The following is a 23,477-nucleotide window of genomic DNA, read 5'->3' as shown; positions in this document are numbered from 1 at the left end:
TCGGGTCAGTTCGTCACGCGGAAGGTGGCGTCAGCGCGGCCCGTCGCCGTGGTGATCGGGTCGAGCTTCAGGTAGTAGGCGTAGTGGCGGATGTACCGGTCCGGGTGGTTGTAGGACTGGAAGGAGGACCAGGTGGGGTCGGCGAGGCCGGCGACCTGGTTGAAGGTGGCGTCCGCGGCGAACTGGGCGGTGCCGTCGTTGCGGACCAGCTGGAAGTCGTTGTTGGCGTGCCGCAGGAAGTAGCCGCGGTAGTTCACCGACTCGAAGGAGACGGTTCCGGTGCCGGTCAGGCCGGGCCGGATCCGGAACTGGGCGTCCGGACCGGTGATGTTCTGGTCGATGCGCACGTCGAAGTTGGCGTGCCGCACGTACCGGTCCTGGAAGTTGAACGACTGGAGCCGCTTGGCCGGGGTGTCGGTCCAGCGTGCGAGGACGCGGGTCTCCTCGGCGGCCGTGAGGTTCAGGATCGAGCCGTGGCGCTTCTTGTTGACGCCCATGTTGTAGCTGCCCGACGCCGGGAGCTGGTAGGTGCCGGGGGCGGACGGGTTGGTCGTCGTGACCGGCATGTATCCGCGTCCGGAGGAGTACTGGTCGAGGTACAGCGCCCACTCGTTGCGGTCGCGGAACTTCATCCACATCGGGCCCTCGACCTGGGCGCCGGTCAGGCCGATGCCGGAGAGGTTGCCGAGGTTCGTCCACGTGCCGAGGATCGAGTTGCTGCCTTCGAGGGTGATCTGGCCGTCACCGGAGGCCCTCACATAGCGGTGGGGGCCGACGCCGGCCGGCAGCTCGACGATCTGGGTGTCGATGAGTTCCTGGGTGCCGGGGCGGTCGATGTAGATCTGCGGGGGCGTGATGGAGCGGAAGTCGCTGGTGCGGGCGTAGAAGATGCGGTGCTTCGTCTTGCCGTTGAGGGGCACGTTCGTCGACCAGTACAGGACGTAATCGTTGGTCTCGGAGTTCCAGATGGCCTCCGGAGCCCAGGCGTTGCGTCCGTCGGGGATCGCGCCGGCGACGTTGAGCAGCCACGGCTCCGACCAGTTGATCAGGTCCGTCGACTCCCACACCACGAGGTTGCGGCTGCCGTTGTTGATGGAGTCCGCCCACGACTGCCCGCAGCTGATGCACAGGTCGGTCGCGATGATCCAGTACTTGCTGCCGTCGGGGGATCTCACCAGTGCGGGGTCACGCACCCCCTTCGTGCCGACCGTGGAGCGCAGGGCTATTCCGCCGCCGTTGAGGTCGTTCCAGTTCAGGCCGTCCGTGCTGTACGAGAAGTAGATCTGCTGGCCGTTCGAGCCCTCCCCGATGAAGTGCGTCATCAGATAGCCCGGTTCGGCGGCGGCCGCCCGCTCGGGTGCGGCCAGGGATTGAGAGGTGAAGAGCAGGCAGGCGGCGACCAATATCGCCGCGAGCCGCGAGAGAAGCGTGCGCATGTGCGTTTCCCGTCTTTCTGCGGGTGCCGGGACAGGCGAAGGGCATCCGGCGAGTACGCGTATGGTTCGAAATGCCGGACATTGTTCGTGAATTCGGCGAAAAGTTAGAGGTGGGTAAGGGGAGTGTCAAGAGACAAACCAAGAACGGTGGTGCGCGGGAGTCGTACACACAGGAGACGCACCGGCGCTTCGCGCATAACGGAAAGGGCGGGGCGGGCCGCACAGAGGGCGAACGAGACGGAGGCGGCGCCGGCGGGCGTGGCGGGCAGCGGCAGTGCCGTGAGGCCTCCCGGCTGGTACTCCGACGGGTTGTGGAGGGGATGCCAAGGCTGTTGACCTACCGCGGGTACCGCCGTAGAACAGCCCGCTGTCGGTGGGACATCGTTCGTTGCTGTGCAGTTGTGTGTACGGCGGGTACGGCCGTGGGGGCCTCCTGGCACACTGGCGCCTCGGCACATCGGCAGGGAGACGGGGCAGGTGGGGTGCGGTGCGCTCGCAGGACAGGCAGGAGCGGCCGGACGCCGCCGTCGTCACGGCGGCGCGGGCGGGTCACCGGCAGGCCACGGAACAGCTGATACGGGACTGTCTGCCGTTGGTCTACAACATCGTCGGGCGGGCGCTGGACGGGCACAGCGACGTCGACGACGTGGTCCAGGAGACGATGATGCGGGTCCTGGACGGGTTGCCCGGACTGAAGCAACCGGACCGGTTCCGGTCCTGGCTCGTCGCCATCACCGTGCGACAGATCCGTGACCGGTGGCGCAGGGGGCGCACCCCGCTCACCGTGGAACCCCTGGAGGAGAAGGCCCACGAGTCGGACCCGGGGGCCGACTTCTCCGACCTGGCGATTCTTCGGCTCGCGCTGTCGGGCCAGCGGCGAGAAGCGGTGGAGGCGACCCGCTGGCTGGAGGAGGAGGAACGCGAGGTACTCGCGCTGTGGTGGATGGAGAGCGTCGGTGAACTGACCCGCCGCGAGCTGTCGGAGGCCTGCGGTCTCACACCGCAGCATGCCGCGGTCCGCGTCCAGCGGGTCAAGGAACGGCTGGAGACGGCGCGCACCGTCGTCCGAGCCGTGACGGCCTCGCCGCGCTGTCCGGACCTGGCCGCCGTGCTCGCCTCGTGGGACGGGCGGCCGTCCGGGCTGTGGCGCAAGCGGCTGGCACGCCATGTCCGCGACTGTCCGCAGTGCCTGTCGAACTCGTCCGACCTGATACCGGCGGAGGGGCTGCTGGCAGGCCTTGCCCTGGTGCCGGTGCCGGCCGGCCTGGCGGGCCTGGTGCTCGCCAGGGCGCTGGGGGCGGGCTCGGCCGAGGCGACCGTCGGCGCGGGCCCGCACACGGTGAGCGGTGCGAGCCGTACGGCGCGGACGCTCGGCAGGCTCGCCGCCAAGCCCGTGGCGACGGCAGCCGCGGGTGCCGTCACGCTCGCGGCCGCCGGAGTGGCCTGGTACACGGCCACGGGACCGCACGAGCCGGCCCCGCAGCCCGCCGTCGCGGCCCCGCTCTCGCCCGCCGCCTCGTCCGCGCCGCCGTCCCCGAGAACGTCCGCCTCACGGACCCCGACACCGACACCAACACCGCCGTCGCCGGCGACATCGGCCCCGGCGGCGACGGCTGAGACACGGTTCGCGGGACGGCATGCGCTGCGGTCGGTCGACAAGCCCGGTGGCTACGTGAGCCAGTCCGGCCGACTCGGCATCCTGGGGCCGGTCGGCGCCACCAGCTCCGCGGCCACCCGGCAGGCGGCCACCTTCACCTTCGTGCCCGGCCTGGCCGACCCCCGCTGCTCCTCACTCAGGGACGCCACGGGCAGGTATCTGCGGCACTACGCCTTCCGTATCAAGCTGGACACCGACGACGGGTCCGCCATCTTCCGGAAGGACGCCACCTTCTGCCCCCGTCCGGGTTCCACGGCCGGTTCGGTCTCCCTGGAGTCCTACAACTACCCCGGCCGCTACCTCCGCCACCGGGACAACCTCCAGCTGTGGCTCGACCCTTCCGAGGGCACGGCCGCGTACCGGGCCAGCCGCTCCTTCGTCCTCGTGGCGCCCTGGAGCTGACACCGAACGGCCGTGCTAGTCCAGCCCTGCCGCGGTGCGCGACGTCGAAGTGCGCGAAGTCGACGTGGCGAGAGCGCCGTCCAGCCAGGCCAGGAGGTCGCTGACGATCTTCCGGCTGTTGGTCTCGTGGAACAGCTCGTGGCGGGCCGCGGGATAGATGAGGTAGGTCACCTCGGTGAGGCCGGCCTCGCCGTAGCGTTCGACCAGCAGGTTGCTGAGGGAGAGGCCGGCGTTCAGCGGGTCGTGATCTCCGACCAGGACGCAGACGGGAAGGTCCGCCGGGATGCCCCGGGGCCGGGCGAGGGAGGCCGAGGCGAGGGAGATGTCGGCCATGCCCTGGGCGTCGAGGCTGAAGCCGCACATCGGGTCGGCGAGGTAGGCGTCGACGGCCGCTTCGTCCCGGCTGAGCCAGTCGAACGGCGTGCGGCTGGGCTGGAACGCCTGGTTGAGCGCGAGCAGTGGGTCTCCTCCCGCCGCGGCCGTGTGCGCCTGGGCCGCCAGCATGGCGTCGACCGCGGTCGTACCGGCCAGGGCGAGCGCGTCGATCAGGTGGGCGTGGTCGAGGACGTACTGCTGCGAGGCGAAGGAACCCAGGCTGTGTCCGAGCAGCACCAGCGGCAGGCCGGGGTGCCGCTCGCGGACGGCCCCTGACAGGGTGACCATGTCGCCCACGAGCCGGTTCCAGCCGTCGTCCCCGAGGTGACCGGGCTCGGCGTGCCTGCTCAGCCCGTGTCCGCGGTGATCGTTGGCGTAGACGGCGTAGCCCTGGGCGGTCAGCGCTGTCGCGAGTGAGGCGTAGCGGCCGGCGTGCTCGCCCATGCCGTGGGCGATCTGCACGACGGCTCGCGGGGGCGTGTCCGGCTTCCATTCGTGCACGTGGATCTGGACGCCGTCTTCGCTTGCGAAGGTGAACATCGGACTCCTTCTCTGGGGTACGGCCGGGTCAGGCCGGCTGCTCGCCGAGGTAGCCGGTGATGATCCGCGACTGGTCGGCCCGGAGTTCCCGGGCCGTGGCGTGCGCGGTGATCTCGCCGTGGGAGAGGACGTAGCCGCGGTCGGCGATGTCGAGGGCGAGGCCGACGTGCTGTTCGACGAGCAGCACCCCGCAGCCGGTGTCGTCGGCATAGCGCCTGACGATGGGCAGCAACTCCTCGACGATGATGGGCGCCAGACCGAGGCTCAGCTCGTCGAGCAGGAGCAGCTTGGGGCCCCGGGCCAGGGCTCGCCCCATGGCGAGCATCTGCTGCTCGCCGCCGGAGAGCAGCCCTGCCTTGCGGTCCTGGAGGCGGGCCAGGGCGGGGAAGTACCGGTGGGCGGCCGCCCGGTCGAGGCGCTCGCCCCGGTGACCCAGGTGCAGGTGTTCCGCCACCGTGAGGCCCGAGAAGATGCCTCGTCCTTCCGGGACGTGGGCGATGCCGAGGCGGGCCCGGGTCGCTGCCGGGATCCTGCCGAGGTCCGTCCCGTTGAAGGTGATCGTGCCGGCCAGGGGGCGCAGCAGCGCGGAGACGGTCTTGAGCGTGGTGGTCTTGCCCGCGCCGTTCGCCCCGAGGAGGGCGACGACCTCTCCCGCGCCCACCTCGAGGTCGACCTCGCGGATGACGGCGGCGCCGTCGTATCCGGCGGTGAGTCCGGCCAGCTTCAGGACGGGGGTGCTCATGGTGTCTCCGGTGTGCTGGTCAGGGCCTTGGCGGAGCCACCGGTCGACGTGCCGGGCGCGGTGGCGGGCTGGGCGGCGGATGCCCCGAGGTAGGCGGTGACGACGGCGGGGTCGGTGCGGACCTCCGCGGGTGTCCCGGAGGCGATCACCTTGCCGAACTCCAGGACGACGACGTGGTCGCAGATGCCCATCACGAGGCTCATGTCGTGGTCGATGAGGAGCAGCGCGGTGCCGGCTTCGGTGACGCCGCGCAGTCTGCGTCCCAGTTCGGCGCTCTCCGTCGTGTCCAGGCCGGCCGCGGGTTCGTCGAGACAGATGATGCGGGGCCGGGCCGCCAAGGCTCGTGCCACACCCACGAGTTTGCGTCTGCCCTGGGACAGCTCGTGTGCCGAGGCGTCGGCCAGGTCCTCCAGTCCCAGGGCCTTGAGGGCCTCAGGGACGGCGGGGTTCGAGGCCGGGCGGCGTCCGAAGGTCTCGCCGAGCGCCGTCCACCATGTCGAAGGGTCCGCCGTGACCTGGAGGTTCTCCGCGACCGTGAGGTCCTCGAAGAGTTCGCTGCTCTGGAAGGTGCGGGCGAGTCCTCGGCGGGCCCGTACATGGGGCGGTCGTCCCGTCAGGTCCTTGCCGTCCAGTACCACCCGCCCCCGGGCGGCGACGAGGCCGGTGACCGCGTCCACGAAGGTGGTCTTGCCGGCCCCGTTGGGGCCGATGAGCCCGACGAGTTGGCCCTCGCCGACCTCCAGGGAGACATCGCTGAGCGCGTGGACGCCGCCGTAGCTGACGCCCAACCGCTGGACGGAGAGAACGTTCACGATGCGACCTCCTTGGCGTCGGCAGGGGTACGGCCGAGGTGGATGTCCGGGGCGGATGCGTTGTCGGCCGGTGGTCCCGTCGTGGCCGCGGCGCGTGCCGCCCTCTTCGCCCTCTTCCGGCGGTGGGCGGCGCCCGCGATGCCGTCGGGGTTGGCGATCAGCGTCACGATCAGGGAGACGCCGCCGAAGAGCAGGGCCCAAGTGCCCTTGATCCCGAACCACTTGTCCAGCGCGTGCGGCAGCAGCGCCTCGGTGGACATCAGCCCCGCGATCACGGCTCCGGACACCATGGTGATGCCGCCGATGTAGGCGAAACCGATCAGGCCGAGGGCGGCCAGCGCGGTGAACCGGGCGGCGCTGACCGAGCCGAAGTTGTAGCCGTAGAGGGTGCCGGCGGCGCTGGCGATGAAGGAACTGATGGTGAACGCGGCGATCTTCACGGCCCGCACGTCGACACCGGCCGCCGCGGCGGCGCGCTCGTTGGAGCGGACGGCGAGCATCCGCCGGCCGAGTCCGGTGCGCCGGAGATGGGCGACGTACAGTCCGAGGGCGACGGTGACGGCCAGGACGAGGAAGCCGAACATGGGGCTGGGTTCGTTGCCGTCCAGGCCGCGGAAGTCCGCTTTCGGCCCGAGGTCGATCCCGAACAGGCGCGGCGGGGGTACGGACACCCCGGCCGTTCCGCCGAACGAGGTGTTGTTGAACAGCGCCTGTTCCATGGCCAGGGCCGCGGCCAGGGTGACGACGGCCAGGCTCACTCCCCGCACCCGCAGGGCGGAGACGCCCGCGGCCACGCCCAGCAGGGTGGCCAGCACCATCGCGCCGAGGGCGGAGAACGGGAACGGGATCCCCCACCCGACCGAGAGGTGGGAGAGGACGAAGCCCGCGGTTCCGGAGAGCGCGAGCTGCATCACGGAGATCTGCCCGACGTAGCCGGTGATGACGACGTACGACAGAACGATGACCATGCCGATCATCGAGTTCGTGAGCGCCTGGCGGAAGTCGAACGGGAGCACGATCAGTGCGGCGGCGGCGACCGTGGCTGATATCAGCGCGGGACGCAGCAGCCGCTCCGGCAGGGGCACCGCGGGCAGTCGCTGTTCGACGAGTTCACCGCGGCGCGGCAGACCGGCGCCCCGCACGTACAGGGCGACGACCATCAGGGCGAAGACGAGGAGTTGCTGGAGGCCGGGCATGGCGTTGCCGTTGTCGGTCGGGAACCAGCTCTGCGTGGACAGGTAGTACACGACCGACTGGAGCACTCCGATGAGGATGCCCGCGGTGCAGGCGATCCACAGCGAGGTGAACCCGGCGAAGAGTGCGGCGGCCAGGGCCGGGACCACCTGAAGGGGCAGCGTCATGGAGTCGACCTGGACGATGGGCGCGGCCAGGACACCGAGGAGCCCGGCGACCAGGGCGGCCAGGAGCGTGTTGGCCATCGAGACGCTGTTGGGCGACAGGCCCGCCAGAAGGGCTGCCTGTTCGTTCTCCGAAGCCGCGCGGGTGGCCAGGCCGAAGCGGCTCCACCGGTACAGGGCCCCGAGGACGAGCGCGATCACGACGACCAGGCCGGCCAGGACGAAGCGGTCGGAGGGAGAGGTGACGCCCAGCATGGTGACGGTGCCGGCCGGAAGGATGCTCGGTGCCTGCTGCGGCTGGACCCCGAAGACCAGGAGGACGGTGGCCTGAAGGGTGAGCAGGATGCCGAGGGAGGCCGCGAGCTTGGCCAGGGGCGAGACGGTGCGCAGCGGCTTGAACACCGCCACCTCTGTCAGCACTCCGACGGCGAGCGCGACGGCCAGGGCACCGGCGAGAGCGGCCCCCACGGGCAGTGTGACCCCGAAGAAACCGGTGGTCAGGGCCCAGAAGGCATAGGCCGAGGCCATGGCGACCGCGCCGGTGGACAGGTTGATGATGCCCGAGCCCCGGTAGGTGACCACCACGCCGAGCGCGATGCCGGCGATCAGTGCCCCTTGGCCGAGGCCGAGCACGGCGAAGAGCAGGATCTGTTCCAATGCATGACTCCTGTCATGAGCCCGCACATCCGCGGGTCCGCGCTGCTGAGGCCGCGTCCTGTCAGGGCGGCGACCTCAGCGGCGGCGGGTCGGGTGAGGGCTCACTGGGGCGGGCGGATCCAGTCGGTCAGGGGCTTGAAGCGGCCCTTGCCCTCGTACTGGTAGAACCTGGCCTGGTCGTTGCAGACGGCGGGGGCGTCCGGGTACTTGCCGCACGCGACCTCGGCGGCGCCCATGATGACCGGGCCGGGGAACTTCTTGAGCCGCTCGGTCACCGACGCGGGGGTGATCTTGTCCGGGCCGATGGCGTCGAGCACCTTCGCGTACGTCAGGATCGTGCTCCAGCCCAGCGGCGCGAAGACCTTGGACTGGTCGTCCTTGCCCAGTCCCACCTGCGCCGATGCCTTCAGGAACGCCTTGGAGTCGGCGGCCGAGGAGTCCATCGGCAGCGTCTGGGCGACGCCGTACGTCCAGTTGGGCAGGTCTCCTCCGAGCCCCTGGGCGACGTCGGGGGACATGCACAGCGGTGTGGAGACGACCGGCTTGGTGACGTTGAGCTGCTTCAGTGCCTTGGCGATCCCGACGCATCCGCCCCCGACGGAGATGGGCACCACGACGTCCGCGGTGTTCGCCCCGGCCGCGGTGACCGGGCCGATCAGATCGGTGGACTGCGCGTCGAATCCGACGGACTTCACCTTCAGACCGGCGGCTTTCAGGCCCTTCACCGCCGCCCCCGAGGCGATCTTGTCGCCGGGTGTGTTCGTGTGGATCACCGCCGCGGTCTTCGCCTTCAGCACGTCACGGGCGTATGAGCCCCAGGTGCCGAAGATGTGCGGCAGGTCGCCGAACGTGCTGAAGGTGTTCTTCGCGGTGGGCATGGTCGGGCCCGTCGCCACGCCGACCAACACGGGCTTCTTCCCCGCGATCACGGAGTTGAAGGAGGCGTCGCCGAGGTAGAGGTTGCCCACACCGATGGCGGAGACCTCTTTGGCGCCGAGCAGTTGCTGGCCGCACTTCTGTCCTTCCTCCTCGGCGGACACCACCGTGCAGACGTTCAGCTTCAGCGGGTGCCCGCCGATGCCGCCCAGCTTGTCGTTGACGTACTTCACGGCTGCACGGGCACCCAGGGTGGCTTCGGGGTTGCCGCCGGGGCCGCCTTCGACGTTCACCCAGCCCAGGGTGACCGGGGCGAGACCGGCGTCGGCCTTGCCCGCCTTTCCGCCGACGTAGCCGAGGTAGTCGGTCACGACGTCACTCGCCGAGCGGGAGTCCGCGGTCGCGGAGGAGCCGCCGCCGGAGGCGCCGGACGACGAGGACGTGCTGGTGCCCGATCCGCTGCATGCGGCGATCCCCAGCAGGGGCGCCATGGCGGCGGAGACGAGACCGAGTCTCAGGGGGCGTGAGTTCGAGGGCATGCGGGATCCTCCAGGATCGGAAAACGGCAGGGCGGTGCCCGGCGCGGCATGCGGGAGAGCACAGAAAGCGAGGAGAGCGGTGAAAGCGGGGAGTGCGGTGAAAGCGGGGAGAGCGGGGACAGCACAGAGCGGGGGACAGCACAGAGCGGGGAGAGCGCGGAGGCGGAGGAAGGCAGGAGGGGGCACAGGGGTGACCGGTGCCTCGGACCAGCCAGAGGACCTTCGAAAGGCCAGGTGACCGGCGCTTCCGAGTTCCGTAACTTTCTTACGGATCGGGAATCTAGGTGTACGCTGGCGCCCTGTCAACGCCCCGGTTCACACCGAATTAACGATCATGCAATGGGAGGCGAAGGACATGACGGAGCCCGCCGTGAGACGCAGACTCCCTCGGCGCTCACCCGAAGAGACCCGGGCCCTCATGCTGGAAGCGGCCACCAAGCTCGTGTGCGCCGGGGCCTCCGACACGAGCGAGGAGGCTGTCTCCGCAGCCCTTGCTCACATTCGCGTCAAGCGGGTCACCGAGGAAGCCACCCGCATCATGCGGGAGCGGCTGGGCGACGACACGGCACCGGCGATCACGACCGGATCCATCTACCAGATCTGGCCCGCCCAGGCCGACTTCCAGGCGGATCTCCTCTTCCACCTCACCAGCCGACAGGCCGAACTGGTCCCGGGGCTGCCGGAGAGCATCCGCCGTTTCAAGGAGGCGGTCGACAGCGGCACGACCTGGCGGGAGGCTCTCAACGACGTCCTGACGGACAACCACGAGAACCACCGCGTGGACCCGATCTACCGCGTGCTGCTCGGCTTCTACGCCAGTGCCGCCAACCCGCGCGTCCGCGAAGCCCTCGGGCACTACGGGGAGTCGTTCACCGAGGTCGCCCGCGAGGCGTACCAGGCGCTGCTGGACGCCTACGGGCTGCGCATGCGCGCGCCCTACACGGTGGAACACCTCGCCACCACCATCGCGGCCCTGCTCGACGGCTTCCATATGCGCTGGATCGCCGGACACCCCAACCTGGAGGACCCGGAGGGAGACGACCGCTGGTCCCTCGCCACCCGCGCCGCCGTGACGGTGTTCGACCAGTTCACCGAACCGGCGTAGGCGGCGGGCCGGGGTTGCCGGCGCGCCGCCCCGCTCGGTGGGTCGGGTCAGCCTGTCAGCGGCCCTTGAAGACGGGCGTCCTCTTCTCCTTGAACGCGCTCATCCCCTCCTTCTGGTCCTCCGTCGCGAACAGCGCGTGGAACACGCGGCGTTCGAAGAGGAGTCCGTCGCGCAGGCCGGTCTCCAGGGCCCGGTCGACCGACTCGCGGGCCGCCGTGACCGCCGGGCGGCCGTAGGAGGCGATGGTCGCGGCGGCTTCCGTTGCCTCGGCGAGGACGTGGTCGTCCGGGACCACGCGTGACACCAGGCCCGCCGCCTCCGCCTCGCGGGCGTTCATCGTGCGGCCCGTGAGGATCAGGTCCATGGCCTTGGCGCGGCCCACCAGGCGGGTGAGCCGCTGGGTGCCGCCGATGCCGGGGATCACGCCGAGCTTGATCTCCGGCTGGCCGAAGACCGCCGACTCGCCCGCGATGATCAGGTCGCACATCATCGCGAGTTCGCAGCCGCCGCCCAGCGCATAGCCGTTGACCGCCGCGATCTTCGGCGTCCGTAATCCGGCGAACTCCTCCCAGTCCGCGAAGTAGTCCTCCGCGGCCATGTCCACGGCCGACTTCCCGGCCATCTCCTTGATGTCCGCGCCGGCCGCGAAGACCCTCTCCGAACCGGTGACCACGAAGCAGCCGACATCCGGGTCGCGGTCCAACGGGCGCAGTGCGTCGAGGAGTTCGGCCAGCAGTTCACTGCTGAGGGCGTTCAGGGCGTGCGGCCGGTGGAGCCGTACCGTGACGACGCGGTCATGACGCTCGATCTTGAGGGTGTTCATCGGCTTCCCCTCTCCGTTTCCCTCGATCCTGACGGTTCGCCATTTCGTCCCTTCGTCCCTTCGTCCCTTCGTCATGAGTCCCAGATCGCGCCGTACGCGGGAATGCCGCGCCGCTCCAGACCGTGGACGACCTGCCAGGTCAGTTTCTTGTTGGAGATGCAGATGACGGCTTCGGCGCCGAAGTCGCGGTACGCGGTGTACGCGAGCCGCACCATGTCCGGTTTGCCGTGCTGAGAGGTGTCCCAGACCAGCGCGTTCGGCTGGACGGCGAGGATCTCGTCGACCAGATCGTCCCCGTAGGTCCTGCGGGGATCGCGTGTGGCCCACACGAGCCGTGAGGGCACCTCGGCGGCCAGCAGATGCGGCAGACAGGGGCCGATCCCGCTCCCGGTGGCCACATAGATCACCTTGCTGAACAGCGTCTCGATGTTGGCGACCCCGGCCGTGGTGATGCCCTTGACCCAGACCTTCGATGGCGCGTCGTCGATGAACGAGCCCGTCCAGTCGCCCGCACGGGAGATGGTCAGCCGGAAGCCGGGTTGGCCGGGTGAGGGCACGTTGGCGAAGGAGTGCCACTCGGTGAGCGGGCTGCGGCTGATGGCGGTGGAGGACCCCGCGAAGGGGGTCACGCCATGGTCGAACCGGGCCAGCGCGACGTGCGCGGAGGGCCTTTCGATCCGTACGTCCACCTTGCGCAGCCGCAGCCAGGGCAGGGCGACGCTGAAGGTGACCACGGCCAGCACCCCGAGGGCGACCGGCCCCTGCCCGCCCAGCAGCGTATGCGTCCAGAACAGGGCGAGGGCGCTCCAGCCGCCGAAGCGGTGGATCTTCTCGAAGCGGTCGTGGAAGCGGGAACGGAACGGCGGCAAGGCGGTGGCGACGATGACGGCGAGCAGAGCGAACAGGGACCAACTCACCGCGACGAGAGGCCCGTTGGCGCCGTCGGCGGTCGTCGCGACCGTCCCGGCGAGGAACCACACCGCCCCGGCCAGTGCCCCGCCCACGTGCAGTCCACCGAAGTGGTACACCTTGCCGAGCGTCCACCGCGCCTTCAACGGCCAGCTCGTAGGAGCCCGGGTCGCCAGCCGGAAGAAGAGGTTGATGACGTACTGCTGCCGTACGACCACGGCGAGCGCGAGGTTCCCGAGGGCCGCGTATCCCATGGTCTCGGCGTCCGGTGTCCAACTCGCCGCCGCCACACCGATGTTGGCCAGTATCACCAGGGCCGCCAGGCGGTTGTAGTGCATCAGGCGGGGGTGCTTGAGGAGGCGACGGGGCGCGGATGTGAGCGGGGGGAGTTCGGCGAGAGCGGCGGGAGGCGCCGGGGGCGCGGGAGGCGATGCCTGCCGGGTGCCTCCCGTCCCGGCGGACACCGTCCCGGCCGACGTGGTCTCGATGGACGACGTCATCGGGCCGCCCCCTCGTGTACCGCCGCCACCGGCAGCAGGGGTGCTCCCACGCCGGGAGCCGTCACCGCCCGCGCGGCCTCCTCCCGTTCCGCCGCCAGCCGCAGCAGCGCGCCCCGGTCGACCTTGCCCCGGTCTGTCTCCGGCAGCGCGGCCACCGGGAGGACGGTGGCCGGCACGCAGTAGTACGGCAGTACGTCGGCCACCGCGCGTCGGGCCGTGTCCGGGTCGACGTCGGCCGGGCAGACGAAGGAGATCAGGCTGCGGGCGTCCCGCTTGAGGGTGACGGCGCGGGCGCAGCCCGCCACCGACTCCAGCACCGAGGAGACGGAGTCGAGTTCCACGCGGAAGCCGCGGACCTTGACCTGGTCGTCGGTACGGCCCAGATGCTCCAGTTCGCCGTCCGGTGTCCAGCGGCCGAGGTCGCGGGTGCGGAACATACGGCGTCCGCCGCCGAGGAAGGGGTCGGGGGCGTACCGCTCGGCGTTCAGCGCCTCGTTGTTCAGATAGCCAGCCGAGACGCAGTCGCCCCCGGCCCACATCTCGCCGACCTCCCCGATGGGCAGCACACGCCGGTGCTCGTCGAGGACGTACACCGTGTTGTTGGGGGTGGGGCGGCCGATCGTGAGCAGGGCGTCGTCCACGCGGTGGCGGCGCATCGTGTTGACGATCGTCGTCTCCGTGGGCCCGCAGGAGTTGTGGAAGGCGGACCGCCGGGCCCAGGCGTCCGCGAGCGGCCGAGGGCACGGCTCGCCCGCGACGGCCACCGTCCGCACGTGGGGGCAGTCCGCCGGGTCGATCCCCGACAGCACCGTCGGCGTCGCGATCAGTACGTCCGCCGTACGGGCCGCGGCCGCGACGTCCTTGCCGCGGACGACGAGTGTGCCGCCGTGGGCGAGACAGCCGAGGATCTCCCAGGCGGCCATGTCGAAGGCGATGTTGAGGAGTTGAGCGACTCGGTCACCCGGGCGGATGCCCAGGTCACCGGGGGCGGTGAGGAGGATGTTCGCGACATTGCGGTGGGTGACCTTGACGCCGTTGGGCTTGCCGGTCGTGCCGGAGGTGAACAGGACGTAGCACCCGTCGTCGGGGCGCACGGGCCGTTCGAGGCGGACCGGGCCTTGCGTGGAGAGATCGGTGAGATCGTCGTCGAGGGTGATCAGGCGCTGTCCCGTGTCAGCCGGAGGCACCCGCAGCGTGTGCTCCGACTGAGTGAGGACGACCCGGATCCCGGCGGTGCGGATCACGTGCCGCAACTGGGCGGCGGGGGTGAGCCCGATGTCCTGCGGGACGTACGCGGCGCCGGCCTTCAGCGTGCCGAGCAGTCCGACGAGCATCGGGATGGAGCGGCGTACGAAGAGGCCGACGTGATCGCCGGGCCGTACGCCCTCCCGGACGAGTCTCGCCGCGAGCCGGTCGGCGCGACGGTTCAGCTCGCCGTACGTGATCGTCGTGCCCTGGTGCTCGGCGGCGACCGCGTGCGGCGCGGCGGTGGCCCGCCGTTCGACGGCCTGGTGGACGAGAGGGTGGGGGACGAGGACTTCAGGGCCTTGGCCGAACTGCCAGAACAGGGCCCTGTCTCGGGGGGACAGATGGCTCAGGGGCATGCCTCACAGACCTCCTGGCTGTGTGGGGTGAAGATGCCTCGGGCTACTGAACGCTGACGTGCCTCGATCATGTGGAGACGTCGAGCATCGTGCGGAGGTGCAGAGCGGCAACACCGAAGTGCGGTGGCGGCTCTAACAGTTTCAACGTTCAACGTGGTCTGCGTCACTGACAAAACAAGTCACATGGCTGGACTCACGGCACACGGACAGCTTCCGTACGGACAGGCAGCAGGAACCTCACATACCGCTCGTGCAACGGCTCGGCGTGGCCGTGGAACAGAAACCCACTTCGGGGTACTGGGGTGACGGCTGGTCGAGCAGGGGCTGGGGCCTGTGCCGGAGGTGCAGGTCGAAGAACGCGCCTGTGTAGCGGCGGGTGATCTGTGAGATGCGGGCGGCGGGCAGGGTGGCGCCGAGGTCGAGGCCTCGTCGGCCGTCGGCGTGCTGCCCGAGCAGGGGGTGCCCGGTCCAGGGTGACCCGGTTGAAATGGGTCGCATAGGCTGGGGCCGGTTTCGTCGGTGAAGAGGCGCAGGCCGTGGCGGTGTGGGTCCGCCGTCCGTCCTAGGGAGGCGTTCGAGTGGCAGCGGCTGGGGGCCGGTCGACGAAGCGACTCCAACGGGGGACTCTCTCCCGGGGGCTCATCGTGGCGACCGCGCTGCGGATCCTCGACGAGGACGGGCCGGACGCGCTGACCTTCCAGCGGCTCGGCAAGGAACTGTCCTCCTCCGCGACCGCGGTCTACCGGCACTTCGCCAGTCGCGACCACATCATGGTCGCCGTGGCGGAGGAGATCGACAGGCTCTGCCTGGAGGGGTACGAGCCCCACGAGTCATGGACCGAGTCGCTGCGGGACCTGGCGATCCGTGCCTGGAACACCGCCATGGATCACCCGGCGGCCGCCGCGCTCTGCATGGGGCGGGTCACCCGCGGTCTTCACGAGCTGCGTGCCGTCGACGCCGTCCTGGAGGCGTTCCACCGCGGCGGCTGGCGCGGCCGGGCGGCCGTCCTGCACTACCAGGCGTTCTCGAACTTCGCCCTCTCCATGGCGAGCAACAACGCCTGGCGGCTCGTCAACCAGCGGTTCGGCGCCGAGGTCAACTGGGTGCAGGAGTACCAGCCGGCCGACCCCGCCACGTACCCCTATGCCGAGGCGGCCAAGGAACACCTGCGCAGCCTCGACATGACGGAGGTCTTCCACCGGCAGATGGACATCCTCCTCACCGCCCTCGAGGCGGAGGCGGCGACGCTCCCGCGCGACTGACACGCGCCACCCGCGCGACTGACACGCGCCACCCGCAGGACTTCACTGCCGCCGACCGGCAGGGGTTCCGCCACTCCATGGCCAAAGATAGTTAACGCTATTGACTACGCCGTTAACTAGGCGGCATTCTCTCCCCACCGAGAGCTCCACGGACCGCTCCCGCGCAGCGTCCGCCGAGCGTCACGCGCACCGCCTCCGCCCGTACCTGCTCGCGCTCGTCCCGCCGATCCCGTGCGACCCGCGCAGAGCGCGACACCCCTCTCCAGGAGCACTCATGCGCCACACCCGTACCCGCGCGGTCCCCGTGACCGCGGCCGTAGCCATGACGGCCGTCCTCGCCGGCTGCACCACCACAGGCGCGACGTCCGGAGGCCCGGGCGGCGACGCCGCCGACGCGACGAAGATCCGGACGACGATCGACGTGCCGGCCAGCTTCGACCCGGTCAAGGCGCTGTCCCTGCCGGACTACCAACTGGCCCGGAACAGTTACGACACCCTCGTGCGCAAGGACGACGGCGGGCTCGTCGGCGGTCTGGCCACCGACTGGAAAGCGACGCCGACCTCGGCGACGTTCACCCTGCGCACCGACGCCACGTGCGCCGACGGGACACCGATCACTCCGAAGATCGTCAAGGCGTCCCTCGACCGCTTCGCCGACCCCAGGACGGCGGCGCCCGACCTGCCCACGGTCTTCGGCCCCGGCAACAAGGTGAAGGTGACCGCGAACGACGCGGCGAACAAGGTGGAGATCGCGCTCGCCAGGCCGTGGGGCGACATGGTCACCGGCCTGTCGGTCGCGAGCACGGGCATCGTCTGCCCGGCGGGGCTCAAGGACGTAAAGGCCCTCGCCGCCGGAAAGGCCGAGGGCTCGCAGTCCGGCCCGTACCTTCTGCGGAAGTCCCAGTCCGGCGTCTCGTACTCCTACACGCTGCGCCCCGAGTACAAGGCATGGCCGGCCTGGCGCACGAAGATCCCCGGCAAGGTCGCCACGACCATGGAGTACCTGGTCTCGCCCGACCCGACCGCGACCGGCAACCTCGTGACCAGCGGACAGCTCGACATCGGCAAGATCGACGCCTCGGGCATCCCCCGCTTCGACGGCGTGAACGGCCACAGCGTCAGCATCAGCCGGTTCTCCGACTTCTACCTGCTGTTCAACGAACGCCCCGGCACCGTCTTCGAGGACGTCGCCACCCGCCGGGCCGTCGCCCAGGCCGTCGACCGCGCCGCCTTCACCAAGGTCGTCTCCAAGGACACGGGTGAGCCGTCGACGATGTTCGTGCAGAAGAACATCCCCTGCAACGACCCCGACTCCTCGTCCCTCGTACCGAAGGACAAGGCCGCGGCGGCCGACGTGCTCAAGGGCAAGAAGATCCGCCTCGTCGGCCCCCAGGTCGTCGGGCCCGCCGGCGCCGGGAACCAGTACGTCCAGGAGGCGCTGCGGGCCGCGGGCGCGGACGTCACCCTCGCCAACGTCGACGTCGGTGCCTGGGTCGGGACCGTGTTCGGCAAGCCCGACGCCTGGGACCTCACGGTCTTCGCCGACCTCAACTTCCTCGGCACCCTCGCCAACCCGCTCGGCCACTTCGTCGGCCCGACCGTGCCCGAGGGCGGCGGCAACCTCGGCGCGGTGAAGAACCCCGCCCTGAACAAGGCCTTCGCCCAGGCCGCCGAGGCGACCAACGAAGGGGCCCGCTGCGCCGCCTACCGGAAGGCCGCCAAGGCCCTGATCTCGAACGTGGACGCGGTGCCGCTGGTCAACGACCCGTTCATCTACGCACTGCGCGAGGGCTTCAGCGCACAGATGCTCGGCGGCTCGCTCGACGACCCGATCCTGCGCATCACCGGCTGACCGACCGGCCCTCCGCACTCCTGCGCATCACCGGCTGACCGACCGGCCCTCCGCACTCCTGCGCATCACCGGCTGACCGACCGGCCCTCCGACTCCCCTCGCACCGTTTCCGACACAGGAGCCCCCTGGTGATCGACCCTTACAGCACCGCCCAGCAGATCGCCGACCTCATCCGCACCAAAGAGGTCAGCCCGGTGGAGGTGGCCGAGACCTATCTCGACCGCATCGAGCGGATCAACCCCGCCGTCAACGCCGTCGTCTGGCTCGACGCCGACGCCGTGCGCGCGGCGGCCGTCCGGGCCGAGCGGGCGGTGCTGCGCGGCGAGCCGCTCGGCCCGCTGCACGGCGTCCCCGTCCCCATCAAGGACCTCAGCTCCGTCGCCGGACAGCCCAACACCATGTCCTCGCTGGCGATCCGGGACACCCCGCAGACGGTCACGGACCCCGACGTCCAACTCCTCCTCGACGCCGGCGCGATCCCCCTCGGCCGGACCAACTCGCCGGAGTTCGGCGCGCTGACCGTCTCCGAGAACGCCCGGCACGGCAAGACACGCAACCCGTGGAACCCGGCGCACACCTCCGGCGGTTCGAGCGGCGGCGCGTCCGCGGCCGTCGCGGCCGGACTCGCCCCGGTGGCGCACGCCGGCGACGGCGGCGGATCGATCCGCGTCCCGGCGTCCGTCACCGGACTCATCGGCCTCAAGCCCAGCCGGGGCCGCGTGCCCGCGCTCGTCCGGGCCTGGGAGCACTCGACGACCGAGGGCGCCATCACCCGCACCGTGCGCGACACGGCCCTCCTGCTCGACGTCATGGGCCGCCCCGACCGGCTCTCCTGGTACAGCGCGCCCGAACCGGTGCGCCCCTACCTCGACGAGGTCGGCGCCGACCCCGGGCGGCTGCGGATCGGCCTGCTCCTCGACGCGCCGACCGGGCTGCCCGTCGACGAGGAGTGCCGCACGGCGGCGCTGACGGCCGCGCAGGCCCTGCGCGCGCTCGGGCACGACGTCGTCGAGGCCCGCCCGAAGATGTTCTCCTACGAGGCGATCATGGGCTTCACCTGGACGATCATCAGCGCCTCCACCTACGCCATCGACGTCGACGACCCCGACGCGGTGGACCCCTACATCCGGCGCCGCCGGGAGACCGCCCTGGAGGTCACCGCCGGCGACTACGCCCGGACGGCGGCCCGATTGCAGGCCGAGTCACGCGACGTGGTCGCCCAGTGGGGCCGGGACTTCGACGTCCTCCTCACCCCGACCACGGCCGTCGTGGCGCCGCCGGTCGGCCCCGTGTACGACGAGGCGAACTCCGACCCGGACGGTCCGCGGGCCACCGAGACCCGGATGGTCTCGTTCACCGCGTTCGTCAACATCGCCGGGCTGCCCGCCATCTCGCTGCCCGTCCACACCACCGCCGACGGCCTCCCGGTCGGTGCCCAGCTCATCGGCGCACCCTACGACGAGGCGACGCTGCTGCGGCTGTCCGCCCAGCTCGAACCGCGGTTCCGCTGGCACGAGCGGCGCCCGGACGACGCGGCGCTCGCGGGGGCGTTGTGAGTGCCGGGCCCGCGGTCCCGGCCGGGCCGCTGCCCGCCGCGGCCGTCCGACGCGCTCCCGGGCTGCGACTGGGCGGCGGATGGGCCGGGTTCGCCGTCCGCCGGGCCGGCGGGCTGCTGATGTCGATGCTGCTGCTCGTCGTCGTGACGTTCCTCATCGTGCCCCTGCTGCCGGGAGACCCGGCCCGCGCGATCGCCGGCACCAACTCGTCCCCGGCCACCCTCGCGGCGATACGCGAACGACTGGGCCTCGACGAGCCGATGACGACGCGGTTCGTCCACTACCTCGGCGACATCGCGTCCGGGCGCCTCGGCACCTCCTTCCGGTTCGACACCCCCGTCGCGGACATCGTCTCGACCCGGCTGCCGTACACCGTCCAGCTCGTCATCCCGGCCGTGCTGCTCTCCCTGCTCATCGCCGTCCCGCTGGGCATGGCCGTCGGCGTCCTCACCCGCGACGGGCGCCGCCGCAGACTCGGCGTCGCCTTCGGCACGATCGCCGGACTCCTCGCGTCGGCGCCCGTCTACGTCGTCGCGACCCTCCTCATCGTGCTGTTCTCGATCAGCCTCGGCCTGCTGCCGTCCGGCGGCGCCACCACACCGAGCGCCCTCGTCCTGCCGATCACCGCGCTGTGCATCGGCCCGGCCTTCGCCATCGCCCGGGTCGTCCGGCAGGAGACGGCCTCCGTCCTCGCCCAGGACTACATGAGGACCGCCCGCGGCCACCGCCTCGGATCCGTGCGCCTCCATCTGCGCCACGCGCTGCCCAACCTGGTGACGAGCGTCCTCACCCTGAGCGGGCTCGTCCTCACGTCGCTGCTCGGCGGCACGATCATCCTGGAGAACGTCTTCACCTATCCGGGGCTCGGCACCGAGGTCGTCCAGGCGATCATCTACAAGGACTATCCGGTGATCCAGGGCATCATCCTCGTCGTCGGCATGCTCGCCCTGCTCGTCAACCTCCTCGTCGACGTCGTCCTCGGGATCGTCGACCCCCGCACTCTCGACGGAGGTCGGCGTGGCCACTGACACGACCGTACGCCGGTGGCGCGGCAACCCGTCGCTCCTGGCCGGCGCCGTAATCCTCGGGCTGCTCGTCGTCGTGGCCCTCGTGGCCCCGCCGCTGCTGAGCGGTTCCGCCGAGACCCTCACCGACGACGCCCGGCTGGGCCCCGGCGCCGAACATCTCCTCGGCACCGACGCCTTCGGCCGTGACGTCCTCGCCCGGGCCCTCGTCGCGACCCGCCTCACCCTGCTCATGGCCGCCGCCGCCACCGCCGTCTCGTTCGTCGTCGGCGTCGCGATCGGCGCGCTCGTCCACCTCGCCCCCCGATGGCTGCGCGAGACCTGTCTGCGGCTCATCGACTCGGCGGTGGCGTTCCCGTCGCTCGTGCTCGCCCTCGTCATCGCGGCGGTGCTCGGACCGGGCACGGGGTCCGCGATCGTCGCGATCGCCGTCGCCGGCGTCCCCGGGTTCGCCCGGCTGACGGCGAACCTCGCCGCGACCGTCGCGGACAAGGACTACGTGCTCACCGCGCGGCTGCTCGGCGTTCCCGGCCCGCGCATCCTGACCCGGCACGTCCTGCCGAACATCAGCGGGCCGCTGCTGGTGCTCCTCAGTTCCAGCTTCACCCTGTCCCTGCTCGACATCAGCAGCCTGTCCTTCGTCGGCCTCGGTGTACAGAGCCCGCAGTACGACTGGGGCCGGCTGCTCAACGAGGCGCTGCCGTCGATCTTCGCCCAGCCGTCGGTCGTCCTCGCTCCGTCGATCATGCTCATCGTCACCGGTGTGGGCGCCATGCTCCTCGGGGACGGCGTGGCCTCGCTCGTCGACCCGCGCACCCGCGGCACGGCGCCCGCACCGACCGGGGCGGCGGACACGGCGGCACCGGCCACTCCGGCGAAGGAGTCTCGCGCGCTCCGGGCACCGGGCGGTGCCGGGGCCACGGCCGGCACCGAGCCGGACGGTCTGCTGACCGTCGACGGGCTGACCGTGCGGGCCGGTGACCGGACCCTCGTCGACGACGTGTCGTTCACCATCGGGGCCGGCCGGATCGTCGGCCTCGTCGGGGAATCCGGCTCGGGCAAGTCCACCATCGCCATGGCGGTCGCGGGCCTGCTCCCCGAGGGTGTCCGGGCGAACGCGACGCGCCTCGCCCTCGGCGACCTCGACCTGCTGGGAACACCGCCCGGCCGGCGCCTCGCCACCGAGATCGGCATCGTCTACCAGGACCCGATCGGCACGTTCAACCCCGCGCTGCGGCTCGGGGCCCAGCTCACCGAGGTCGCCCGGACGCATCTGGGGACGTCTCGGCGTCAGGCCCGGCGGGACATGGCCCGCGCCCTCGCCGACATCCATGTCACCGAGCCCGAGCGGCGGCTGCGCCAGCACCCGCACGAGCTGAGCGGCGGCATGCTCCAGCGTGCCTCGATCGCCTCCGCGATGACGACGAACCCGCGGCTCCTCATCGCCGACGAGCCGACGACGGCACTCGACGTCACCGTGCAGGCGGAGGTGCTGCGGCAGTTCCGCCGCATCAACCGCGAGCACGGCACGGCGATGCTGTTCATCTCGCACGACATCGGCGTGGTGGGCGTGCTGTGCGACACCGTCCTGGTGCTCCACGGCGGCCGGGTCGTCGACCGTACGACGGGCCGCGACCTGCGCCGGGGGACGGTCACCCACCCGTACACCCGCGCGCTGCTCGCGGCGACGCCCGCCGCGGTCGAGGCCGGCGCGCCCCTCAGCGCTGTCCGGTGGACGGCCGACACGGCCACGGCCCAGCCGGACGGGACGCCGCTGGACGGGACTACGCCCGACGGGAAGCCGGTGGACGGGACGCAGCCGGACAAGGCGCCGCTGGACGGGACACCGTTGGACGGGACACCGGCGCATGGGACGCCGCTGGCCGGGACAACGGCGCACGGGACGCCGTCGGACGATCTTTCCGACACCGCCGCGGACCGCCCGCCGGCCGCCGAAGGGAGCCGCTGATGTCCGCCACAGCCACCGCACCGGACGCGGGGACGGCCGACCCGCTGCTGCGCGTCGAGGACCTCACCGTCGAGCTCGGCCACGGCGCAGCGGCCCGCAGGGTGCTCAAGGGGGTCTCGTTCGACATCCCCCGGGGCAGCACCCTCGCACTGGTCGGCGAGTCCGGGTCGGGCAAGACGACGCTCGCGCGGACACTCGTCGGTGTCCACCGGCCGTCGGGGGGCCGGATCCTCGTGGACGGTGCCCCGCTGCGCGCCGCACGCGGACGGGAGGGAGCCGCGACGGTCCAGATGATCCCGCAGGACCCGTACTCGTCGTTCGACCCACGGCGCACCGTCGCGCAGTCGCTCGCCGAGGCGCTCGATCCGATCCGCGCCAGGGTCGGACCGGTGCGGACCCGGATCGCCGAACTGCTCGGCCAGGTGAGCCTCGACCCGGACAGCATGGACCGCTACCCGCACGAGTTCTCGGGCGGCCAGCGGCAGCGGCTGGCCATCGCGCGGGCCCTCGCGCCGCGTCCCCGGTTCGTCATCGCCGACGAGATCACCTCGGCCCTCGACCTGACGACCCAGGCCGAGATCCTCAACCTGCTCGCGGATCTGCGCCGCCGGCTCTCGCTGACGATGCTGTTCATCTCGCACGACCTGGCCGTCGTCCGGCATGTGAGCGACACGGTCGCGGTCCTGCTGCACGGGGACCTCGTGGAGTTCGGCCCGACCGCGGCCACCTTCGCCGAGCCGGAACACCCGTACACCGCCAGGCTCCTCGCGTCCGTCCCGGGCGACCCGAGGTTCCGCCTCGACGACGAGCCCGCCACGGTCTGAACCGACCGGGTGCCGCCCCGCTCCCGGCCCGCCGACTCCTCCCCGTCGGCGGGCCGGACTTCTTGTTGCGCTCGATTCTGTCGTATGCACGCTTGAATCGAGCGTCTGTATCCGGCATGGTGCTTGAAACAAGCGCCACGCTTGCCGGATTCGTACAGGGGAGAGGTCCGCATGGACGACATCGACCGGGCCATCCTGCGGGAGTTGCAGGTCGACGGCCGGATCCCGTACGCCGACCTGGGCCCCAAGGTGGGGCTGTCACCCTCGGCCGCGAGGCTCCGGCTCCAGCGGCTCATCGACGCCAAGGCGGTCCAGGTCGTCGGGGTGACCGACCCGATGACCCTGGGCCAGCAGGCGATGGCACTGCTGGGCCTGCGCGTCGACGGCGATCCCCGCGCGGTCGCCGACGCACTGTCCCGGCACGACGAGGTCGTGTACACGGTCCTGACATCGGGCGGCTTCGACCTGTTCGCGGAGGTGGTGTGCCCCGGCCCCCGGGACCTCCTGGACTTCATCAACGACGTCGTACGGCCCGTCGAGGGTGTCGCGGCCGTGGAGAACTTCCCCTACTTCGCGATCCACACCCACCGCTTCCTGTGGCACGTCGACTGAAGGCTCCCCGACCTACGGCCCTTCTGATGGCCCGAGCGTCCG

19 protein-coding genes are annotated in these 23,477 nt (G+C 71.1%); 9 read left to right on the top strand and 10 right to left on the bottom strand.

Translation table 11 applies throughout. From position 1 onward, the window contains the following. Nucleotides 1-5: 5 nt before the first annotated feature. Complete coding sequence (locus M8J73_RS12880) at nucleotides 6-1,436, bottom strand: glycoside hydrolase family 43 protein (RefSeq protein WP_055537918.1); 1,431 nt, start codon at nucleotides 1,434-1,436, stop codon at nucleotides 6-8. 487 nt (nucleotides 1,437-1,923) lie between these two features. Between M8J73_RS12880 and M8J73_RS12875 the strand changes: the two genes are divergently transcribed. Beyond that, nucleotides 1,924-3,495, top strand: a complete 1,572-nt coding sequence (locus M8J73_RS12875; protein WP_055537919.1) for a sigma-70 family RNA polymerase sigma factor — start codon at nucleotides 1,924-1,926, stop codon at nucleotides 3,493-3,495. A 15-nt stretch (nucleotides 3,496-3,510) separates the two neighbouring features. Here M8J73_RS12875 and M8J73_RS12870 read toward each other — a convergent pair whose 3' ends face one another. From M8J73_RS12870 to M8J73_RS12850, 5 genes are all read right to left on the bottom strand, one after another. Further along, the gene (locus M8J73_RS12870; protein WP_055537920.1) at nucleotides 3,511-4,410 is read right to left on the bottom strand and encodes an alpha/beta fold hydrolase; all 900 of its coding nucleotides are present in this window, start codon (nucleotides 4,408-4,410) and stop codon (nucleotides 3,511-3,513) included. A gap of 28 nt (nucleotides 4,411-4,438) precedes the next feature. After that, on the bottom strand, nucleotides 4,439-5,152 hold the full coding sequence (locus M8J73_RS12865; RefSeq protein ID WP_055537921.1) for an ABC transporter ATP-binding protein: 714 nt from the start codon (nucleotides 5,150-5,152) through the stop codon (nucleotides 4,439-4,441). After that, on the bottom strand, nucleotides 5,149-5,964 hold the full coding sequence (locus M8J73_RS12860; protein ID WP_055537922.1) for an ABC transporter ATP-binding protein: 816 nt from the start codon (nucleotides 5,962-5,964) through the stop codon (nucleotides 5,149-5,151). The genes M8J73_RS12865 and M8J73_RS12860 overlap by 4 nt, the downstream gene beginning before the upstream one ends. Beyond that, entirely contained in the window at nucleotides 5,961-7,979 is a 2,019-nt protein-coding gene (locus M8J73_RS12855; RefSeq protein ID WP_055537923.1) for a branched-chain amino acid ABC transporter permease, read from the bottom strand. The genes M8J73_RS12860 and M8J73_RS12855 overlap by 4 nt, the downstream gene beginning before the upstream one ends. 101 nt (nucleotides 7,980-8,080) lie before the next feature. Then, complete coding sequence (locus tag M8J73_RS12850; protein WP_055537924.1) at nucleotides 8,081-9,394, bottom strand: ABC transporter substrate-binding protein; 1,314 nt, start codon at nucleotides 9,392-9,394, stop codon at nucleotides 8,081-8,083. A gap of 370 nt (nucleotides 9,395-9,764) precedes the next feature. Between M8J73_RS12850 and M8J73_RS12845 the strand changes: the two genes are divergently transcribed. Then, the gene (locus M8J73_RS12845; RefSeq protein WP_240501132.1) at nucleotides 9,765-10,499 is read left to right on the top strand and encodes a TetR family transcriptional regulator C-terminal domain-containing protein; all 735 of its coding nucleotides are present in this window, start codon (nucleotides 9,765-9,767) and stop codon (nucleotides 10,497-10,499) included. A gap of 55 nt (nucleotides 10,500-10,554) precedes the next feature. Here the strand turns inward: M8J73_RS12845 and M8J73_RS12840 are convergent, their stop codons facing one another. The 4 genes from M8J73_RS12840 to M8J73_RS12825 form a co-directional block, all read right to left on the bottom strand. After that, on the bottom strand, nucleotides 10,555-11,322 hold the full coding sequence (locus M8J73_RS12840) for an enoyl-CoA hydratase-related protein (protein ID WP_055537926.1): 768 nt from the start codon (nucleotides 11,320-11,322) through the stop codon (nucleotides 10,555-10,557). A gap of 71 nt (nucleotides 11,323-11,393) precedes the next feature. Next, a complete protein-coding gene (locus M8J73_RS12835; protein ID WP_055537927.1) occupies nucleotides 11,394-12,731 on the bottom strand; it encodes an FNR domain-containing protein in 1,338 nt (445 codons plus the stop codon). Next, complete coding sequence (locus tag M8J73_RS12830) at nucleotides 12,728-14,335, bottom strand: amino acid adenylation domain-containing protein (RefSeq protein ID WP_055537928.1); 1,608 nt, start codon at nucleotides 14,333-14,335, stop codon at nucleotides 12,728-12,730. The genes M8J73_RS12835 and M8J73_RS12830 overlap by 4 nt, the downstream gene beginning before the upstream one ends. A 237-nt stretch (nucleotides 14,336-14,572) precedes the next feature. Then, nucleotides 14,573-14,833: a hypothetical protein gene (locus tag M8J73_RS12825; protein WP_055537929.1), complete on the bottom strand. Its 261-nt coding sequence runs from the start codon at nucleotides 14,831-14,833 to the stop codon at nucleotides 14,573-14,575. 146 nt (nucleotides 14,834-14,979) lie between these two features. On the opposite strand from M8J73_RS12825, the gene M8J73_RS12820 reads away from it, so the two are divergent. From M8J73_RS12820 to M8J73_RS12790, 7 genes are all read left to right on the top strand, one after another. Then, a complete protein-coding gene (locus tag M8J73_RS12820) occupies nucleotides 14,980-15,597 on the top strand; it encodes a TetR/AcrR family transcriptional regulator (protein WP_055537930.1) in 618 nt (205 codons plus the stop codon). A gap of 274 nt (nucleotides 15,598-15,871) precedes the next feature. Beyond that, on the top strand, nucleotides 15,872-17,449 hold the full coding sequence (locus M8J73_RS12815) for an ABC transporter substrate-binding protein (protein WP_055537931.1): 1,578 nt from the start codon (nucleotides 15,872-15,874) through the stop codon (nucleotides 17,447-17,449). A 128-nt stretch (nucleotides 17,450-17,577) separates the two neighbouring features. After that, a complete protein-coding gene (locus M8J73_RS12810) occupies nucleotides 17,578-19,005 on the top strand; it encodes an amidase (protein ID WP_055537932.1) in 1,428 nt (475 codons plus the stop codon). Further along, the gene (locus M8J73_RS12805; protein ID WP_055537933.1) at nucleotides 19,002-20,033 is read left to right on the top strand and encodes an ABC transporter permease; all 1,032 of its coding nucleotides are present in this window, start codon (nucleotides 19,002-19,004) and stop codon (nucleotides 20,031-20,033) included. The genes M8J73_RS12810 and M8J73_RS12805 overlap by 4 nt, the downstream gene beginning before the upstream one ends. Beyond that, nucleotides 20,023-21,999, top strand: a complete 1,977-nt coding sequence (locus M8J73_RS12800) for a dipeptide/oligopeptide/nickel ABC transporter permease/ATP-binding protein (RefSeq protein WP_249828619.1) — start codon at nucleotides 20,023-20,025, stop codon at nucleotides 21,997-21,999. The genes M8J73_RS12805 and M8J73_RS12800 overlap by 11 nt, the downstream gene beginning before the upstream one ends. Continuing rightward, nucleotides 21,999-22,823, top strand: coding sequence for an ABC transporter ATP-binding protein (locus M8J73_RS12795; protein WP_055537935.1), 825 nt, complete (start codon nucleotides 21,999-22,001; stop codon nucleotides 22,821-22,823). The genes M8J73_RS12800 and M8J73_RS12795 overlap by 1 nt, the downstream gene beginning before the upstream one ends. Before the next feature lie 171 nt (nucleotides 22,824-22,994). Continuing rightward, nucleotides 22,995-23,435: an Lrp/AsnC family transcriptional regulator gene (locus M8J73_RS12790; RefSeq protein WP_055537936.1), complete on the top strand. Its 441-nt coding sequence runs from the start codon at nucleotides 22,995-22,997 to the stop codon at nucleotides 23,433-23,435. Nucleotides 23,436-23,477 lie beyond the last annotated feature (42 nt).

The organism is Streptomyces neyagawaensis (assembly GCF_023516595.1).
In the GTDB taxonomy this organism is placed as follows: Bacteria; Actinomycetota; Actinomycetes; order Streptomycetales; family Streptomycetaceae; genus Streptomyces; species Streptomyces neyagawaensis.
This window is presented reverse-complemented; position numbering and strand designations above follow the sequence as displayed.

Bases quoted from the DNA above. Each gene is read 5' to 3' on its own strand.
- M8J73_RS12880 (WP_055537918.1), bottom strand. From the start codon at position 1,436: ATGCGCACGCTTCTCTCGCGGCTCGCGGCGATATTGGTCGCCGCCTGC.
- M8J73_RS12870 (WP_055537920.1), bottom strand. From the start codon at position 4,410: ATGTTCACCTTCGCAAGCGAAGACGGCGTCCAGATCCACGTGCACGAA.
- M8J73_RS12865 (WP_055537921.1), bottom strand. From the start codon at position 5,152: ATGAGCACCCCCGTCCTGAAGCTGGCCGGACTCACCGCCGGATACGAC.
- M8J73_RS12850 (WP_055537924.1), bottom strand. From the start codon at position 9,394: ATGCCCTCGAACTCACGCCCCCTGAGACTCGGTCTCGTCTCCGCCGCC.
- M8J73_RS12840 (WP_055537926.1), bottom strand. From the start codon at position 11,322: ATGAACACCCTCAAGATCGAGCGTCATGACCGCGTCGTCACGGTACGG.
- M8J73_RS12835 (WP_055537927.1), bottom strand. From the start codon at position 12,731: ATGACGTCGTCCATCGAGACCACGTCGGCCGGGACGGTGTCCGCCGGG.
- M8J73_RS12830 (WP_055537928.1), bottom strand. From the start codon at position 14,335: ATGCCCCTGAGCCATCTGTCCCCCCGAGACAGGGCCCTGTTCTGGCAG.
- M8J73_RS12825 (WP_055537929.1), bottom strand. From the start codon at position 14,833: ATGCGACCCATTTCAACCGGGTCACCCTGGACCGGGCACCCCCTGCTC.
- M8J73_RS12815 (WP_055537931.1), top strand. From the start codon at position 15,872: ATGCGCCACACCCGTACCCGCGCGGTCCCCGTGACCGCGGCCGTAGCC.
- M8J73_RS12795 (WP_055537935.1), top strand. From the start codon at position 21,999: ATGTCCGCCACAGCCACCGCACCGGACGCGGGGACGGCCGACCCGCTG.
- M8J73_RS12790 (WP_055537936.1), top strand. From the start codon at position 22,995: ATGGACGACATCGACCGGGCCATCCTGCGGGAGTTGCAGGTCGACGGC.